The sequence below is a fragment of the Thermomonospora catenispora genome, from assembly GCF_006363815.1.
GTDB lineage: Bacteria > Actinomycetota > Actinomycetes > Streptosporangiales > Streptosporangiaceae > Thermomonospora > Thermomonospora catenispora.
Map to the genome: position 1 here is coordinate 172,553 of NZ_RRYT01000005.1, position 16,808 is coordinate 189,360.

Consider the following 16,808-nt stretch of genomic DNA (forward strand, 5'->3'; position numbering starts at 1 on the left):
CGGGACGCGCGTCACGGAATCCATGACCTCTCAGGTCATCGGGTCAGGTCACCGGCGGAGTCCCGGTGTCGTCCGCCGTGCGGGCGGGTCGGGGCGCGGCGACCGTCCGGACGGCACCGGCGGCCGTCCCCGTGGGGACGGCCGCCGGTGGTCGCGGCTAGTCCTTCAGAGCGGTCACCGTGCCGGCGCCCACGGTGCGGCCGCCCTCGCGGATGGCGAAGCCGAGCCCCTCCGACAGCGCCACCGGCCTGCCCAGCTCCACCGACATGTCCACCAGGTCGCCGGGGAGGGCCATGGCGTCCTCGCCGCCGAGGTCGATCGTGCCGACCACGTCGGTGGTGCGGAAGTAGAACTGCGGCCGGTAGCCGTGGTGGAACGGCCTGCTCCGGCCCCCCTCGTCGGCGGTCAGCACCCGGACCCGGGCGCGGAACCGGCGGTAGGGGCGGATGGCGCCGGGGGCGCTGAGGACCTGGCCGCGGCGGACCTGGTCGCGGCGGACGCCGCGGAGCAGCACCGCGGCGTTGTCGCCCGCCTCGGCGCGGTCCATCACCTGGCCGAACGTCTCCAGCCCGATGGCCACCGTGGACAGCGCCTGCTCGCTCAGGCCGACCACCTCGACGGGGTCGCCCACCCGCAGGGAGCCCTGGGCGACCACGCCGGTGACGACCGTGCCGCGGCCGGTGATGGACAGCACCCCCTCGACCGGCATCAGGAACGGCCGGTCGAGGATCCGTTGCGGCACCGGCACGTACTCGTCGACGGCGTTCAGCAGGTCGACGATCCGCGCCGTCCAGTACGGGTCGCCCTCCAGGGCGCGCAACCCGGAGACCCGCACCACCGGGACCTCCTCGCCGGGGAACCCGTACCGCGACAGCAGCTCCCGGACCTCCAGCTCGACCAGCTCCAGGATCTCCTCGTCCTCGACCGCGTCGGCCTTGTTGAGCGCCACCACGATGTGCCGGACGCCGACCTGGTGGGCCAGCATGATGTGCTCGCGGGTCTGCGGCATCGGCCCGTCCAGCGCGGAGACCACCAGGATCGCCCCGTCGATCTGCGCCGCGCCGGTGATCATGTTCTTGATGTAGTCGGCGTGGCCGGGCATGTCCACGTGGGCGTAGTGCCTGGTGGCGGTCTCGTAGTGGACGTGCGCGATGTTGATGGTGATGCCGCGCTCGCGCTCCTCCCGGTGCCGGTCGATGCGGTCGAACGGCACGGCCCTGGCCATTCCCCGGTCGGCGAGCACCTTGGTGATCGCCGCGGTGAGGGTGGTCTTGCCGTGGTCGACGTGCCCCATCGTGCCGATGTTGAGATGCGGCTTGGTGCGCTCGTAAAGCTGCTTGGCCATGATCGCTGCGTCCTCACGGGAAATCGGGAAAAGGAATGTGAGAACCTCCGGGAAGGCCGGGGAAAGGCCTTTGCCGGTGCAGGGCCACCCTCCTCCGACGGTTCTCGCGGGACGGCTCGGAGGAGGGTCAGCGTCGCAGGCCGTCAAATGCGTCGGAAGATGCCTTCCGGGCCGCCGTGACCACGGTGGAGAACACGGCCGACAGCGCGCTCGACGGAACGAATTCCGCGCGCGTTTCGAGGTCGGCCGTGGGGAACATGTTTGTGAGCGTAAAAGATCGTTCCGCTCCGGTCCATCGAATTAATGTCCGGTGCGCTTCGTGCGGTCCGGGAGGCGGATCTCCTCATCCCTCGCCGCGGGGGCGGCCGCGCCCGCGGAGGGGCCGGCGAGAGCGGGGTGGGGATGTTCTCGCCGTACGCGGGTCGGCCGCGTCCGCGGAGGAGCCGGGGGAGCCTGCGGGGCGGACCCGTCCGTGGCGCGGATCAGCCGCGCCCGCGCAGGAGCAGGAGCGCTCCGGCCGCGGCGCCCAGCAGCTGGCAGGCGGCGATGGCCAGCAGCAGCCCGACGGCGCCGAGGGGGGCGGCCAGGGCGCCGGTGAGGGCCGCGCCGAGCGCGGCGGAGCCGATCTTGAGGCTGCCGCCGGTGGTGTTGACCTGGCCGAGCCGGTCGGCGGGCGCCTCGCGCTGGCGGAGGGTCAGCGTCGCGGCGAACACCGGTCCGTCGAACACGCCCGCCAGGACGAACCCCGCCAGCGCCCAGGACGGTGACGGGGCCGCGACGATCGACGCCAGCGCCAGCCCGAACGCCACCATCCCGCCCAGCAGCACCCCTTCGGCCCGCCGCGCCGACAGCCAGCGGGCCGAGGCCAGCGACCCGATCAGCGACCCGACGGCGAACGCGGCGATGAGCCGGCCGCCCATGCCGGCGGACTCCCCCAGATGCTCGGCGAACAGCACGGCGGTGACCGCCACGCCGCCCACCCCGAGGAACGCCACCGTGGTCGCGCAGGTCACGGCCCGCAGCACCCGGTTGGCCAGGAGCACCACCAGGCCGCCGGCGATCACCTCCAGAGCCGGCCACCGGCCGGTGGCCGGCGGGGCCTCGGCGGGCGGTCCGGACGACGTCGGGGAGGGCGGGGGAACGGCCCACAGCGGCAGCAGGAGCAGCCCGAGCGCGGCGCTGCCCACGACCGCCGGCCCCGCGTATTCGGCGCCCGGCCCGGCGGCCATGGCCGCGGCCAGTCCGGGGCCGGCGATGGCGGCGATGTTGTAGGTCGCCGCCTCCAGCCCGTAGGCGCTGGTCAGCCGGTGGGCCGGGACGAACCGGGGCAGCAGCCCGGTGAACGCCACCACGATCGGCTCGGCGCAGCCGACCGCCACGGCCACGGCGAGCGCCACGGCCAGCGGCACCCGCCCCGCCGTCAGCATCAGCGACGCGGCGGCCAGCACATAGCAGCCCGCCAGGGCGAGGGCGAAGGCCCGGGGGCGTCCGGTCCGGTCCAGCGCATGGCCCACGACCGGGCCGGCCACCACGTACGGGAGCATCACCGCCGCCTGCAGGAACCCGGCCAGCGCGGGCTGCCCGGTGCGCGCCTGGACGACCAGCACCAGCCCGGCCCCCAGCCCTTCGGCGGACACGCGCAGCAGCGTGGCCGCGCCCAGGTGCACCGCGTGGACGGGGACGCGCCGGCTCATCGGCGCCGCTCGATGGTGTCGGGGGGAGTGCGCATGCCGATCCCGAGCATAAACGGCGGTCCGGGAGGGACTCGTCGTACGGGAGGAGGGGCCTTGCCGGGGAAGGTTCGTCCCGGTTCGACGGGCCGATGGGACACCACGGAATAGGCTGGACAAAGTGACCGCTGATTATCGGGTCGACAGCGAGGTCGGCAGGCTCCGCACCGTGCTGCTGCACCGGCCGGGGGCCGAGCTCAAACGGCTCACCCCGCGCAACAACGACAAGCTGCTGTTCGACGGGATCCCCTGGGTCGACCGGGCGCAAGAGGAGCACGACGCCTTCGCGCAGGCGCTGCGCGACCACGGCGTCGAGGTGCTGTACCTGCTGGAGCTGCTGCAGGACGTCCTGGAGTACGACGACGCCCGCCGGGAGGCCATCGCCGATGCGGTGGACGATCGGCGGCTGGGCGACCGGCTCCGCGCCGTGGTGAAGAGCCACCTGCAGGAGCTGGACCCCGAACGGCTGGCGCACATCCTGGTCGCCGGGCTGGCCCACGAGGAGCTGAAGGCGGGGCACGGCCTGGTCTACCGGCTGATGGATCCGCGCGACTTCATCATCGACCCGCTGCCGAACCTGCTGTTCACCCGGGACTCCAGCGCCTGGATCGGCCCGCGGGCGGCGGTGACCAGCCTGGCGATGCGGGCCCGCCGCCGGGAGAGCTCGCTGACCCGGCTGATCTATGAGCACCATCCCCGGTTCCGCGGCGTGGAGCTGGTCTACCGGCCCGAGCTGGAGCATGTGGAGGGCGGCGACATCCTGCTGCTGGCGCCCGGGGTGATCGCGGTCGGCACCGGGGAGCGCACCACTCCCGCGGGGGTGGAGCGGCTGGCCCGGCAGGTCTTCGCCGCCGGGGCGGCGCACACCGTGCTGGCCGTCCCGGTCGCGCAGGAGCGGGCCACCATGCATCTGGACACCGTCTGCACCATGGTCGACGTCGACACCGTGGTGATGTATCCGCCGGTGGCGCACTCGCTGACCGCCTACACCGTCCGCCCGGGCGAGGAGGATCTGCGCATCGAGGAGGAACGGCCGTTCCTGGAGGCCGCCGCCGAGGCGATGGGCGTGGACCGGCTCCACGTCATCGACACCGGCCTGGATCCGGTCACCGCCGAGCGCGAGCAGTGGGACGACGGCAACAACACCCTCGCGATCGCCCCCCGCCTGGCCGTGGCCTATGAGCGCAACACCGAGACCAACGCCCGGCTCGAGGCGGCGGGCGTCGAGGTGATCCGCATCGCGGGCAGTGAGCTGGGCAGCGGCCGCGGCGGCCCGCGCTGCATGTCCTGCCCGATCCGGCGCGACCCGATCTGAGCGGGGCGCTCAGCCGCCCGCGAAGCGGGTGTGGTGCCACGACGCGGAGTCGGCGACCTCGGCGTCGTCGGCGAAGGCGGCGGTCTGGGCGAGCTTGGGCACCGAGCCGCCTTGCGGATGGGGGTCGCAGGGGGCGCTGAGCACGGCCCAGACGGTGGTGCGGTCGCCCTCGTGACGCACGCCCCAGTGCTCGGCGAGGGCCTCCACGATGCCCAGGCCGCGTCCGCCGAGCGAGGAGAGGGTGGGCTGGCCGCGGCGGGGCTCGGTCATCGCGCCGCCGTCGCTGACCGCGACCTCCAGGACGTCCCCGGTGCGGGTCCAGCTCACCTGGATCTGTCCGGACGGCAGGGGCCGGGCGTGGCGGAGCGCGTTGCTGAGCAGCTCGCTGACGATCACCGCCGCGTCGTCCACCACGCTGGACCGCACTCCACAGGCCCGCAGCTCCGAGCGGAGGCGCCGGCGGGCGATCGCGACGCTCGACGGCGCGTGCGGCAGCAGTACGGCGCTCGACGCCCTCACCTCCCCCGGCCCGGTAGCGATCCGTCGGACATGCTACGACCGAAATGCCCTGATGCAGACGACCGGAAACACGCCTGACGTGCGCCGACGAGGCCCGTCCGGCCGGTGCGGAGCGTCCGACCCGGTGAGGACCTCCTCGGTCCGCTGGCCGGGCGACGACCCGTTCGACAAGGGTGACATGTCGCTCTTTCCGAGACGACGGGTGACCGACCCCTCGCCACGGCCAATCACCCCCAAACCCATGTCGATGGTGAGCGAGTCCGCAACGTGACCTATCCACCTGTGACCGGGATTACTCCTAACATCGGCGTTTCATTGGTCACACATCAGACATCGCAGGCAAATTGCCTGCTCGTGTCCTGCCCGGCCCGGCGAGGGCGGGGGCCGCTCGCGTCAACGGATCCGGCGGCCGCGCGGGGTCCCGATCACCGGGCGCGGGACGGGAGCCGTTCCGGGCGGTGGATCCGGCGGCCGCGCGGAGTCCGGATCGCCGGTCACCGGCCGGGCCGCGGGGACGGGACCGCCTCCGCCGGCGGGCCCGGCGGCCGCACCGTGCGCCGACGACGCCGGACCCCGGGACGCCGGAGCCGGACGCCGGGATCCCCGCCCGCCGGTCAGTCGGCCGGGCGGAGGGTCAGTCGCAGGGTGGCGCCCCTGCCGGGGCGGGAGTGCGCCGAGACGTCCCCCTCCTGGGCCTGGGCCAGCCGTTTCACGATGTACAGGCCCAGCCCGATGCCGCCGAACCGACGACGGTCCCCCGCCTCGCCCTGGACGAAGCGCTCGAAGATCCGTTCATGGTCGCCGGGGGCGATGCCCACGCCCTCGTCGGAGACCGTCACCACCACGTCCCCGCCCTCGGCCCAGGCCCGGACCGACACCGTGCCGCCCTCGGGGGAGTACTTGAAGGCGTTCTCCAGCAGCTGGCCCACGATGATGTCGGTGGCCATCCAGTCCCCTCGCACCGGCGGCAGGTCGTCGGCCACCTCCAGCTCCACGGTGTGCCGGTCCGACAGCGAACGGAACCCGGCCACCGCGGTCTCCAGCAGCCGGGCCAGATCGAACTTCTCGATCGTGACCTTCAGCTCCCCGGCCCCGGCGCGCGAGCCCAGCAGCAGATGCTCCACCAGCCGGGCCAGCGCCCGGGCCCGTTCGGCGATGGTCTCCACGGCGGCACGGCGATCGGCGTCCGAGAGCTTGTCCCACCGGTTGACCAGGGTGCTGGCGAACCCCTGCACCACCGTGATCGGAGTGCGCAGCTCGTGGCTGGTGGTGGCGAGGAACAGGTCCTTGGCCTCCTCCAGGTCCTTGGCCTCGGTGACGTCCCGGAAGTCCACCACCAGCTCGCCGGTCTCGGTGACCTCGGCGCACAGCACGTTCAGCCACACCCCCGACGGCAGCCGCTGGGTGAGCGTCTCGCCGGGGGCGGGCACCTCGAACGGAGGCGGCCGGCCGATCGCCTCCGAGGCCGGGACGCCGGTCAGCCTGCGGGCCGCCGGGTTCCACTGGCGGACCAGCCCGCCGCGGTCCAGGACGGCGATGCCGTCCGCGCTGGAGTCGATCACCGCGCGTTCGTGGGCGCGCTGGCGGACGACCTCGGCGTAGGCGACCGCGTTGCCGACCGCCACTCCGGCGTGCCCGGCCAGCAGCTCCAGCAGCTCCAGCTCGGCGTGCCCCACGTTCTGGCCGGAGAACAGCGCGTACAGCGCGCCGTAGGGCTTGTTCTGCAGATACGACAGGCCGAGCGCGATGGTGTGCAGGCCCGGAAGTCGCGACCAGATCGGATCGCCCGGCCGGGGCTCCCCGGTGGCCATCATCACCGTCTTGCCCGACCGCAGCAGCTCGCCGACCAGGCTGGGGCGCAGCTCGGCGACCGCGCCGCGCATGCGCTCGGGCAGGCCGTGCATGCTGACCAGCTCCAGCCGCTCCCCGTCGATCCGCACGAACCCGCCGGCGTCCGCCCCGGTCAGCTCGATCAGCGCGGTGGTGATCCGGTCCAGCACGGTGCCCAGGTCCAGCTCGGCGTTCAGGTCGGCGACCACCTCGTTGAGCCGCCGCACCAGCCGGGCCCGTTCGGCCATGTGGTGCTGCGCCCCGTCGGCCTCGCCGACCGGGTGATAGACGCCGACCCAGCCGAGCAGCCTCCCGGACGGGTCGTGCAGGGCGCTGGTGTCGATCCGGACGTCGATCAGCCGCCCGTCGCGGCGGAACCGCCGGGTCGCGATGGAGATCTGCCCGCCCTGGCGGACCCGCTCCAGCACCGCGTTGTGCTCGGCCTGGAGCTCATGCGGAATGATCGGCGGAATGCGGCCCAGCACCTCGGCGGCCGACCAGCCGAACATCCGCTCGGCCGCCGGGTTCCACAGCGACACCCGCATCCGCTCGTCGACCGCGACGATCGCGTCGGCGGCGCATTCGATGACCGCGCGGACGATCGCGTCCTGGCCGTCCGGAGGGTCTGGAGGGGGAACCACGCCTGTCATCGTGCCACCGGTCCCCTTCCCGCGCCGGGCGAAGCCGGAGGGAAAGTTCCCACGTGAACGGCCATGTCACCGCAGGATCACCACCGAGGCGGCGGATCCGGCCCGGTCGGGTCCGCCCTCGCGGGCGCGTTGTCCGGTTGCGGTCACCGAAGGCGTGCGGCGGTGATATTTCCGTGCTGCCGTCAGACGTCCGGTTTACGCTGCCCTCGTGACACGCGCCTCCATCGCCCTGCCCGTGGCCGTCGCCCTGCTCGCCCTCACCGGTTGCGGAGAAGTCGGCCAGGCCGCCAAGGAGGGCTTCGAGATCGGCAAACGTCAGGGCATGCTCCAGGTCGCCGGCGCCGAGGCCATCGAGCAGCGGACGGGCATCCCCCTCAAGGGCGACCTGTCCTGCGACGTGGAGAACGAGGACCCCTCCGCCACGGCGTTCACCTGCCGGGGCGCCGCCGAGGACGGCCGGGAGATCACCCTCATCGCGATCGTCACCTCCACCGCGCCGCTGAGCAGGTCGGACTGGGTGCGCGGCGAGTTCGTCGTCCGGTCGGGCGAGGAGGAGCTGTTCCGCGCCGACTGCCTGGGCAACTGCTAGGCGATCACGGGCGTGCCCCGGCCGGGCGGTTCCGGACGCGTCCTCAGGCCACGTAGGGCTCCTCGGAGGTCTCCGAGACCATCGGCAGGCCGGCCGCGGCCCACCGCTGCATCCCGCCGTCGACGTTGCGGGCGGTCCAGCCGACCCGGTTGAGCGCCGCCGTCACCTGGGCGGAGCGGCCTCCCGACCGGCACACCACGTACACCTCGCGGTCCCGCGGGATCTCCGCCGCCCGCTCGTTCAGCTCGCTCATCGGGATGTGCACGGCGCCCGGGGCGTGGCCGGCGTCCCACTCCTCCTGCTCGCGGACGTCCAGCAGGTACGCGTCCTGAGGAAGGTCGGTCACGCCCACGGCCGGGACGCTCTGTCCGAAGAACATCACACCTCCATGGAACCTTGTCGTGCCCGTGCACGTCGAATCCTCCATGGGGTACTGGAGGTCGTTGACCGCCGCGGCGGGCGCGGCCGCGTTCGCCGCCGTCGTCCTGGGCGGCTGCGGCGCCGAGGACTCCGCGGACGCCCCGCCCGCGAGCGTGTCACCGGCGCCGCGGACCGAGCTGACCGTCGAGGTCCGCGCCGAGCCCGGGGCGTCGGCCGTCGTGTGGACCCTCACCTGCGATCCCGCCGGCGGCGCCCATCCCGACCCGCAGGCCGCCTGCCGGGCCCTCGCGGCGGCGGACAAGCCCTTCGAGCCGGTCCCCGCGGGCGCCGTCTGCACCCAGATCCACGGCGGCGACCAGACCGCCAGGGTCACCGGCACCTGGCGCGGCGCGAGGGTCGACGCCCGCTTCACCCGCTTGAACGGCTGTGAGATCGACCGCTGGCAGCGGGTCGCCCCGCTCTTCGGCCCCACCGGCTGACCGGGCGATCATCGACTCGTCCCGGACCGGTGAGGATCGCGCCCGGCGTTCCGGGTGCGCGGCGCGCCGGGCGGCCGTATCGTGTCGCCGGCCGGCGGCCCCTCCGCCCGCGGGCGCCCGGCGAGGGGGCGCGCCGCGGGGTCGGCGGGCGTTGTCCACCGTGTCCACGTCCCTGTGGATTGCTGTGGACAAGCCTGTGGATAACTTCGGAGGCCCGCTGTCCCCCTGTCGTGTGCATATGCATACCTGTGCATATGTCCCGCACGTCTCGGCCCGCCTCCCGCCCCGACATCCCCAGCCCTGTGGATAACGGACGCGCAACGGGCCGTGTCGCGCTTGACGATCCGGCCGCGGGCGCGACGACGTGCGGCGGGCGTGAGGCGGGTGCGCCACGGCGCGCGGCGGGCGCGGGGACGGGGCGCGCGGCGGCGCGGTCGCCCGACCTCCGGGGCGGGCGCGCTCCGAGAGGGTGCGGCGCCGCGATGCGGGCCCCGCGGCGGAGCCGGGTGCGAGGCGGCGCACGGCGGCCCCTGCCGTGGGCGAGGCCGTGGGGCGGCCGTGCGGAGCCGTGCACGGGGGCGTCGCGCGGGCCGGGCGGCGCGCCGGCTCCGCCGCCCGGGGGCGGGTTTCGGCCCGGCCGCCGGCGCGGATGGAAGCACCGCCGCCCGCACGGTGTTGCACCCCATGGCGGGTGAAGGGGGCCGTTACCCCGTCCCGGTATGTGAGCACCTATGATGCAAGTCTCATAAACGGGTAGGGGGTAGGGGTTGCCGGTGAGGCCGCGGTCCTGCAGCATGGAGTGCAACATACCCCCCAGGGGTAAATGAGGAGGGTTTCGGATGAGCACGAGCACCTACACCGTCGTCGGGATGACCTGCGGACACTGCGTCGCCTCGGTCAAGGAGGAGGTCGGCCAGGTGCCCGGCGTGACCGCCGTGGAGGTCGACCTGGACAGCGGGCGGATGACCGTCACCGGCGAGAGCGCCCTCGACGACGCCCGGATCCGGGCCGCCGTCGAGGAGGCCGGCTATCGCGTGAAGGACTGATCCATCGTGAACACCCCGACCAAGCTGGGAGCCTACGTTCTCGGCCTGGCCGTGGTCTTCGCCGGCGCGCTGGGCGTCGGCCGGCTCGCCGGCCCCCTCGGAGCACAGGGGACGGCCCGCGCCCACGGGCACGAGGCGCGGACCGCCGAGCACCACGACGGCGGACCGCCGCTGCCGGGCGGGCTGCAGATCTCACAGAACGGGTACACGCTCGTCCCGCACTCGGATCCGCTCCGCGCGGAGCGGCGAGGCGAGCTCCGCTTCGCCGTGCACGGGCCGGACGGGCGACCGGTCACCCGGTTCGCCACGATCCACGACAAGCCGCTGCATCTGATCGTCGTCCGCCGCGACCTGCGGAACTACCGACACCTGCACCCCCGGATGGACTCTCAGGGCACATGGTCCGTCCCGCTCGCGCTGCCCGACCCGGGGCCGTACCGGGTCTTCGCCGACTTCCGGCCGCAGGAGGCCGCCGAGCAGCTCACCCTCGGCATGGACCTCACCGTGCCCGGCGACTATCGGCCCCAGGAACCGCCCCCGGCGGAGCGGACCGCCACCGTGGACGGCTACCGGGTCACCCTGACCGGAGCCCTCGTCCCCGGACGGCCCGGCCGGCTGACCCTGTCGGTGAGCCGGGACGGCGAACCGGTCACCGACCTGGAGCCCTACCTGGGCGCCTACGGGCATCTGGTGGCGCTGCGCGGCGGCGACCTGGCGTACCTGCACGTCCACCCCGACGGCGGGACCGGGGCCGGCCCGGACATCGCCTTCCACGCCGAGGCCCCCGGCGCCGGCGCCTACCGGCTCTACCTGGACTTCAAGCACCGGGGGAAGGTGCGCACCGCCGAGTTCACCGTCGTCGCCGGACCGGACGCCGCCGCCCCCTCCGCCCGGCCCGCCCCGCCCGACGACGGCCACGACCACGCCCACGGCCACTGACCCCCTCCGACGGCCCGTTCCCGGGCCGGCGGCGATGCGGAAACCGTCCACGACACCACCGAAGCGACAGGAGGGACGATGAGCACCGGCACCGCGTCCGGGCGGATCGAGCTGACGATCGGCGGGATGACCTGTGCCTCCTGCGCGGCCCGCATCGAACGCAAGCTGAACAGGCTGGACGGCGTGACCGCGACGGTCAACTACGCCACCGAGCGGGCCACCGTCACCGTCACCTCCGGGAACGTCACCGTCGAAGACCTGATCGGCACCGTCGAGAAGGCCGGGTACACCGCCGCGCTGCCCGAGCCCCCGGCCGCCGAGACCGAACCCGACGCCGCACCCGATGAGCTGACCCCGCTGCGGCAGCGGCTGATCGTCTCGATCGCGCTGTCGGTGCCGGTCATCGCGATGGCGATGATCCCGGCCCTGCAGTTCGACAACTGGCAGTGGCTGTCGCTGACCCTGGCCGCCCCCGTCGTGGCGTACGGCGGATGGCCGTTCCACCGGGCGGCGTGGATCAACCTGCGGCACGGCGCCGCCACCATGGACACGCTGATCTCCCTGGGCACGCTGGCGGCGTTCGGCTGGTCGCTGTGGGCGCTGTTCTTCGGCGAGGCCGGGACGCCGGGACTGCGGCACGGCTGGGAGCTCTCCATGACCCGCGGCGACGGGTCGATGAACATCTACCTGGAGGCCGCCGCCGGGGTCACCATGTTCATCCTCGCCGGCCGTTACTTCGAGGCCCGCTCCAAGCGCCGCGCCGGAGCCGCCCTGCGGGCGCTGCTGGAGCTGGGCGCCAAGGACGTGGCGGTGCTGCGGGACGGCCGTGAGGAGCGCATCCCCGTCGAGCGGCTCACCGTCGGCGACCGGTTCGTGGTCCGCCCCGGAGAGAAGATCGCCACCGACGGGGTGGTCGAGGAGGGCTCCTCGGCGGTGGACGCCTCCATGCTGACCGGCGAATCCGTGCCGGTCGAGGTCGGTCCCGGCGACCCCGTCGCGGGCGCCACCGTGAACACCGGCGGGCGCATGGTCGTCAGGGCCACCCGGGTCGGCTCCGACACCCGGCTGGCGCAGATGGCCCGCCTGGTGGAGGAGGCGCAAAGCGGCAAGGCCCGGGTGCAGCGGCTGGCCGACCGGATCTCCGGGGTCTTCGTCCCGGTCGTGATCGCGCTGGCGGTGGCGACCCTGGGGTTCTGGCTGGGGAGCGGCGCGGGCGCGGCGGCGGCGTTCACCGCGGCCGTGGCGGTGCTGATCATCGCCTGCCCGTGCGCGCTGGGCCTGGCCACCCCCACCGCGCTGATGGTCGGCGCGGGCCGGGGCGCCCAGCTCGGCATCCTCATCAAGGGCCCGGAGGCGCTGGAGGGCGCCCGCGCGATCGACACCGTGGTGCTGGACAAGACCGGCACCGTCACCACCGGCACGATGAGCCTGGTCGAGGTGTTCACCGCCGACGGGGTGACGGTCGAGGAGGCGCTGCGGCTGGCGGGAGCGCTGGAGGACGCCTCCGAGCACCCCATCGCGCGGGCCGTCGCCCAGGGCGCCCGCGAACGGGTGGGCGGACTGCCGGCCGTGACGGACTTCGCCGCCCTCGAAGGGCTGGGCGTGCAGGGGACCGTGGACGGACGCGAGGTGCTGGTCGGCCGCCCGAGCCTGCTGGAGGAGCGGTCCTGGGGGTTGCCGCCCTCCCTGCGGCGGGCCCTGGAGGAGGCCCGGTCCCACGGGCACACCGCGGTCGCGGTCGGCTGGGACGGGGCGGCCCGGGCGGTGCTCACGGTCGCCGACCGGGTCAAGCCGACCTCCGCCGAGGCCGTCGCCCGGCTTCGGGAGCTGGGCCTGCGGCCGGTGCTGCTGACCGGCGACAACGCCGCGGTCGCCCGTGCGGTGGCGGCCGAGGTCGGCATCGACCCCGAGTCGGACGACGTGATCGCCGAGGTGCTGCCCGCCGACAAGGTGCAGGTGATCAAGCGCCTGCAGGCCGAGGGGCGCACCGTGGCGATGGTCGGGGACGGGATCAACGACGCCGCCGCGCTGGCCCAGGCCGACCTGGGCCTGGCCATGGGCACCGGCACCGATGCGGCCATCGAGGCCTCCGACCTGACCCTGGTGCGCGGCGACCTGCGGGCGGCGGCCGACGCCATCCGCCTGTCGCGCCGGACGCTGGCCACCATCAAGGGCAATCTGTTCTGGGCGTTCGCCTACAACGTCGCCGCTCTGCCGCTGGCCGCCGCGGGCCTGCTCAACCCGATGATCGCGGGTGGCGCGATGGCGTTCTCCTCGGTGTTCGTGGTGGCCAACAGCCTCCGCCTGCGCCGTTTCACGCCGCTGACCGCCGACGTCCCGCGGCGGCCGGCGCCGGCCGCGGCCCCGGAGAAGGCCGCCGCCACCGCCCCCTGAGCCCCGTCCCGGCCGGATGAGGGGCCGGCGGAACGGGAAGACCGTATCGCCTGCACAGGACCCGGCCCGGCCTGTGCGGTCGCATCCGGTGAGGCGAACGGGACCGCCCGCACGCCGCCGGGATACGGGGCGGCGTGCGGGCCCGACCTCCGCGTCCCGGCGGCGGGATGAGCGGGGTCGTCCCGCCGCGGGCCGGCGGCGGGGACGGACGGAGCCGGTCCCGCCGCGACGTCGCCTCGGCGCGGCGGTCGGCGCGCGGCGGGCGCGGCGGGCGCAAGGCTTTCGACGGTTTCACTGGAGGGCGGATGGACGATGCCGACCGGCGGCGGGACACGGTGGTGGACTACCGGTTCTCGCTGGCCAACGAGCGGACCTTCCTGGCGTATGTGCGCACCGCCCTGGCGCTGAACGCCGGGGCGCTGGCCGTGGTGCAGCTCCTTCCGGACGTGGCGACCGCCGGGTGGCGCCGTCTCGCCGCGGTGGTGCTGGCCGCCCTGGGGCTGGTGGTCGTGGTGGCGGGCTATCGGCGCTGGTCGGTGAACGAGCGGGCCATGCGCCGCGGCGAGGCGCTGCCGGACTCGTGGCTGACCCCCGTCCTGGCGGTCGCCGTCACCGTGGTCTCCGCGGTGGTCGTCGTGCTGGTGGTCGTCGAATGACGGCCCCGCTCGCCGACCCCGGCGCCCAGCTTGAGCGCACCGCCCTGGCCTGGCAGCGCACGTCGCTGCTGATCGCCGTCAACGGGGCCCTGCTGACCCGGGCGGTCCCCGGTCTGGGGCCCGCGGCCGTGGTCGTCGGGGTCGCCGTGATGGCGATCGCCGCGCTCATCTGGCTGGCGGCCGCCCGCGGCTATCGGCGGGGCCGCGGCCGGACGGCCGCCGGCGTGCTGACCGCGCACGCCCGGGCGACCCGGGCCCTCACCGCCGTCATCTGCGTGGTCGCCCTGCTCGATCTGATCGCCGTGCTGCTGCACGGGTAGGGGGCGAGCGGTGAGCGCGGGCGGAGGCGGGTCAGGGAGTGAAGTCGGCGGCGTGTTCGCGCGCCCACTCCCGGAACGGGCGGGCGGGACGGCCGGTGACGCGCTCGACCGTCGTGGTGACCGGTTCCGGTCGTTCGACCAGCGAGGCCCAGTAGGCGAGGGACCGGTCGGCGAGCTCTTCGCCCATGAAGGCGGCCACCTCCGCGCGGGCCTCCTGCGGCGGCTGCTCCTCCCAGCGCAGGGCGCGCCCGATGGCCTCGCCGATGATGCGGACCTGCTCGTGCTGCGTGATCGTCTCCGGGCCGGTGAGCACGTAGCGTCGTCCCGCGTGCCCGCTCTCGGTGAGGGTCCGGGCCGCGACCTCGGCGATGTCCGCCTCGTGGATCAGCGAACGCGCCGCCCGGCCGTACGGCGCCCGCACCGTGTCGCCGGCCTTGATCTGCCCGGCCCACTGCAGGGTGTTGGCGGCGAATCCGCCGGCGCGCAGGAAGGTCCACTCCGCTCCCGACCGTTCCACCAGCCGCTCGACCCGTCCCCACACGCCGCCGTCGGGGAACAGCCGGTCGTCGAGGACGGCGGAGGAGGACAGGTAGACGATGCGGGGCACGCGCTCGGCGACGGCCTCGATCACCGGCGCCGCCCCGTCCGCCGTGAAGAACGGCCACAGCAGGAACACCGCATCGACGTCGTCCAGGGCGTCCCGCCAGCCCGCCGAATCGGTGAGGTCGCCGCCGACGATCTCGACGCCCTCCGGCGGCGGGTCGGCGGAGGCGGACCGTGGGCGGCGGGTCAGCGCGCGGGTGCGGACGCCGCTTTCGGCCAGCAGGGGCACCAGGCGGCGGCCGACGTTCCCGGTGGCGCCCGTGACGAGGACGGTGGTGTGTTCGCTCATGGGGTCATGTTGGTTCCTCAACCAAGGTTGAGGTCAATTCCGGACGTTCTCAGCATGAAAATCGCGATATTTCGCCCTCCGTACGGGCCCGGTGGGTGAATCATGGTGGGGTCGCGTCGGACCGTGGAGGGACCATGAGCTTGCGGGACCACCTGTGGCGGGCCGGGGAGCGAGCCGTGGAGTCCGTTCCGGAAGAGCTCCGGGGCGACGTCTACGTCGTGTCGTTCCGGATCTCGCACGGTGAGCACTCGATCCGGACCGACGACTTCACCTACCCCTACGACCCGTATCTGGCGATCGGGTACAACACCGAGGAGCACTGCCGGCGCATGGTGGACGAGACCTCGGCCGAGGAGGACGAGGCCCGCTGGAGCTACGCCTACATGCTGCTGGAGGAGGCTCCGCCCATCGGCCACCACCCCGACGACCCCGTCGGCACCGAGCTGTATCTGGCCGAGGTCGCCTCGCTGGGCCTGTGGTACGACCCCCGGGAGCTCTCCGAGGAGGAGATCGCCAAGCGCTCCCAGGCCCTGATCGACCACTTCGACGACCTGGTCATCGGTCTGGCCCGCCACCTGCACGACAGCGGACACCTGGAGAAGGTCTTCGGCCGCCCGCTGCCCATCGTCGTCTTCGACATGTTCCGCCCCATCGAGGGCGAGGCCACCGCGGCCGCCAACCCGCCGGAGCTGATCGCCGACTATCTGGCCTATTGCCGGGAGGCCGAGGGGTACGCCGACGAGCCCCGGTGAGGCCGGCCGTCATCACCGCTCGTCGGTGAGGAGCTTGGCCAGCAGGGAGCACAGCTCGCGCTCCCCCTCCGGTCCCACGGCGTCCACCACCTGGGCGCGCAGGCGTTCGATCACCTCGCGGACGCGGGCCAGGCGCTCGCGGCCCGGCTCGGTCAGGTCCAGGGCGTAGCGGCGCCGGTCGTGGGGGTCCTGGCCGCGGGCGACCAGGCCGGCCCGGACGAGCTCGTCGACGACCTGGGCCGCGGCGGGTTCGGTGACCCGCATGGCGCGGGCCAGGTCCTGCTGCGGGCAGGGGGCGAGGCGGTCCAGGGCGGCCAGCGGGGCGAAGTGCCGGGTGCGCAGGCCGATCTCGGCCAGCAGCGCGTCGCCCGAGCGGCGCAGCCGGTGATGGGCCTGGGCGATCAGGTGCTCGGTGCTCGGGACGGCGGGGTGCTCGGGGTCGGGCAGCAGACGGCCGAGGAGCCGGTTCAGCCTCCGCCGCTCCTCGGGGGTGAGCGGGGCGGTGAGCCGCGCGTCGCGGTCGGCGGCGGCCCGCCGCAGCTCGGTCAGGGCCCGGCGCCCCTCGTCGGTGAGGGACAGCGCATAGGAGCGGCGGTCGGCGGGGTTGCGGGCGCGGGCGACGTGGCCGGCCCTCTGCAGCCGGTCCACCAGCTTCACCATGGTGGTCCGGTTGATGCCCAGCCGTTCGCCCAGCTCGGCCTGCGAGGTCGCGTCCTGGCCGGCGAGGGCGTCCAGCACGACGAGGTCCTGAGCGTTCGGCCCGTCGCCGAGCGCCTCGGCGGTGAGCCGCGCGTACGCCCGCCGCAGCAGGTTGCCGGGGCTCTCGCTCAGCGTCGTGAGCAGATCCGTCGCCACTGGCCCACCTCCCAGAGGGGAGCCTAGCCCCGACATTGACGGTTCACAGGATTGATGATTAAGTGCATTGATAGTTAAGCAAGTTGACGTTAAACGTCGGGCGCCCCGGAGGCGCG

General features: G+C 74.0%; 17 protein-coding genes. 9 read left to right on the forward strand and 8 right to left on the reverse strand.

From position 1 onward, the window contains the following. Window positions 1-157: 157 nt before the first annotated feature. From tuf to EIO00_RS06590, 3 genes are all read right to left on the reverse strand, one after another. Window positions 158-1,345, reverse strand: coding sequence for an elongation factor Tu (gene tuf / locus EIO00_RS06585; protein ID WP_140176178.1), 1,188 nt, complete (start codon window positions 1,343-1,345; stop codon window positions 158-160). A gap of 127 nt (window positions 1,346-1,472) precedes the next feature. Continuing rightward, a complete protein-coding gene (locus EIO00_RS25555) occupies window positions 1,473-1,604 on the reverse strand; it encodes a hypothetical protein (protein WP_277752852.1) in 132 nt (43 codons plus the stop codon). 223 nt (window positions 1,605-1,827) lie between these two features. Further along, the gene (locus EIO00_RS06590) at window positions 1,828-3,039 is read right to left on the reverse strand and encodes an MFS transporter (RefSeq protein ID WP_140176180.1); all 1,212 of its coding nucleotides are present in this window, start codon (window positions 3,037-3,039) and stop codon (window positions 1,828-1,830) included. Window positions 3,040-3,196: 157 nt separating this feature from the next. On the opposite strand from EIO00_RS06590, the gene EIO00_RS06595 reads away from it, so the two are divergent. Then, window positions 3,197-4,390, forward strand: coding sequence for an arginine deiminase (locus tag EIO00_RS06595; protein ID WP_140176182.1), 1,194 nt, complete (start codon window positions 3,197-3,199; stop codon window positions 4,388-4,390). Between the two features lie 9 nt (window positions 4,391-4,399). On the opposite strand, the gene EIO00_RS06600 is transcribed toward EIO00_RS06595, so the two are convergent. Both EIO00_RS06600 and EIO00_RS06605 read right to left on the reverse strand, forming a co-directional pair. Beyond that, window positions 4,400-4,909, reverse strand: a complete 510-nt coding sequence (locus EIO00_RS06600) for an ATP-binding protein (RefSeq protein ID WP_241661171.1) — start codon at window positions 4,907-4,909, stop codon at window positions 4,400-4,402. A gap of 614 nt (window positions 4,910-5,523) precedes the next feature. After that, window positions 5,524-7,284 (reverse strand): PAS domain-containing sensor histidine kinase, encoded by a 1,761-nt coding sequence (locus EIO00_RS06605; protein ID WP_241661175.1) that lies wholly within the window; start codon window positions 7,282-7,284, stop codon window positions 5,524-5,526. Window positions 7,285-7,597: 313 nt separating this feature from the next. Between EIO00_RS06605 and EIO00_RS06610 the strand changes: the two genes are divergently transcribed. After that, a complete protein-coding gene (locus EIO00_RS06610; protein ID WP_140176186.1) occupies window positions 7,598-7,978 on the forward strand; it encodes a hypothetical protein in 381 nt (126 codons plus the stop codon). A gap of 43 nt (window positions 7,979-8,021) precedes the next feature. Here the strand turns inward: EIO00_RS06610 and EIO00_RS06615 are convergent, their stop codons facing one another. Continuing rightward, a complete protein-coding gene (locus EIO00_RS06615; protein WP_140176188.1) occupies window positions 8,022-8,357 on the reverse strand; it encodes a rhodanese-like domain-containing protein in 336 nt (111 codons plus the stop codon). 22 nt (window positions 8,358-8,379) lie between these two features. Between EIO00_RS06615 and EIO00_RS06620 the strand changes: the two genes are divergently transcribed. The 6 genes from EIO00_RS06620 (at window position 8,380) to EIO00_RS06645 (ending at window position 14,193) form a co-directional block, all read left to right on the forward strand. Further along, window positions 8,380-8,838: an SSI family serine proteinase inhibitor gene (locus EIO00_RS06620; protein WP_241661172.1), complete on the forward strand. Its 459-nt coding sequence runs from the start codon at window positions 8,380-8,382 to the stop codon at window positions 8,836-8,838. A gap of 839 nt (window positions 8,839-9,677) precedes the next feature. After that, window positions 9,678-9,884 (forward strand): heavy-metal-associated domain-containing protein, encoded by a 207-nt coding sequence (locus tag EIO00_RS06625; protein ID WP_140176190.1) that lies wholly within the window; start codon window positions 9,678-9,680, stop codon window positions 9,882-9,884. Between the two features lie 6 nt (window positions 9,885-9,890). After that, window positions 9,891-10,823 (forward strand): hypothetical protein, encoded by a 933-nt coding sequence (locus EIO00_RS06630; RefSeq protein ID WP_140176192.1) that lies wholly within the window; start codon window positions 9,891-9,893, stop codon window positions 10,821-10,823. Window positions 10,824-10,901: 78 nt separating this feature from the next. Continuing rightward, window positions 10,902-13,217, forward strand: a complete 2,316-nt coding sequence (locus EIO00_RS06635; protein ID WP_140176194.1) for a heavy metal translocating P-type ATPase — start codon at window positions 10,902-10,904, stop codon at window positions 13,215-13,217. Window positions 13,218-13,522: 305 nt separating this feature from the next. Then, complete coding sequence (locus EIO00_RS06640) at window positions 13,523-13,873, forward strand: YidH family protein (RefSeq protein WP_140176196.1); 351 nt, start codon at window positions 13,523-13,525, stop codon at window positions 13,871-13,873. Continuing rightward, complete coding sequence (locus tag EIO00_RS06645) at window positions 13,870-14,193, forward strand: DUF202 domain-containing protein (RefSeq protein ID WP_140176198.1); 324 nt, start codon at window positions 13,870-13,872, stop codon at window positions 14,191-14,193. The genes EIO00_RS06640 and EIO00_RS06645 overlap by 4 nt, the downstream gene beginning before the upstream one ends. Before the next feature lie 31 nt (window positions 14,194-14,224). Here the strand turns inward: EIO00_RS06645 and EIO00_RS06650 are convergent, their stop codons facing one another. After that, on the reverse strand, window positions 14,225-15,085 hold the full coding sequence (locus EIO00_RS06650) for an SDR family oxidoreductase (RefSeq protein WP_140176200.1): 861 nt from the start codon (window positions 15,083-15,085) through the stop codon (window positions 14,225-14,227). Window positions 15,086-15,219: 134 nt separating this feature from the next. On the opposite strand from EIO00_RS06650, the gene EIO00_RS24760 reads away from it, so the two are divergent. After that, window positions 15,220-15,837 carry a hypothetical protein gene (locus tag EIO00_RS24760; protein ID WP_206664059.1) on the forward strand — a complete coding sequence of 206 codons (618 nt, stop codon included), beginning with the start codon at window positions 15,220-15,222 and terminating at the stop codon, window positions 15,835-15,837. 12 nt (window positions 15,838-15,849) lie between these two features. Here the strand turns inward: EIO00_RS24760 and EIO00_RS06660 are convergent, their stop codons facing one another. Continuing rightward, window positions 15,850-16,692, reverse strand: a complete 843-nt coding sequence (locus tag EIO00_RS06660; RefSeq protein WP_241661173.1) for a MarR family winged helix-turn-helix transcriptional regulator — start codon at window positions 16,690-16,692, stop codon at window positions 15,850-15,852. Window positions 16,693-16,808: the final 116 nt, after the last annotated feature.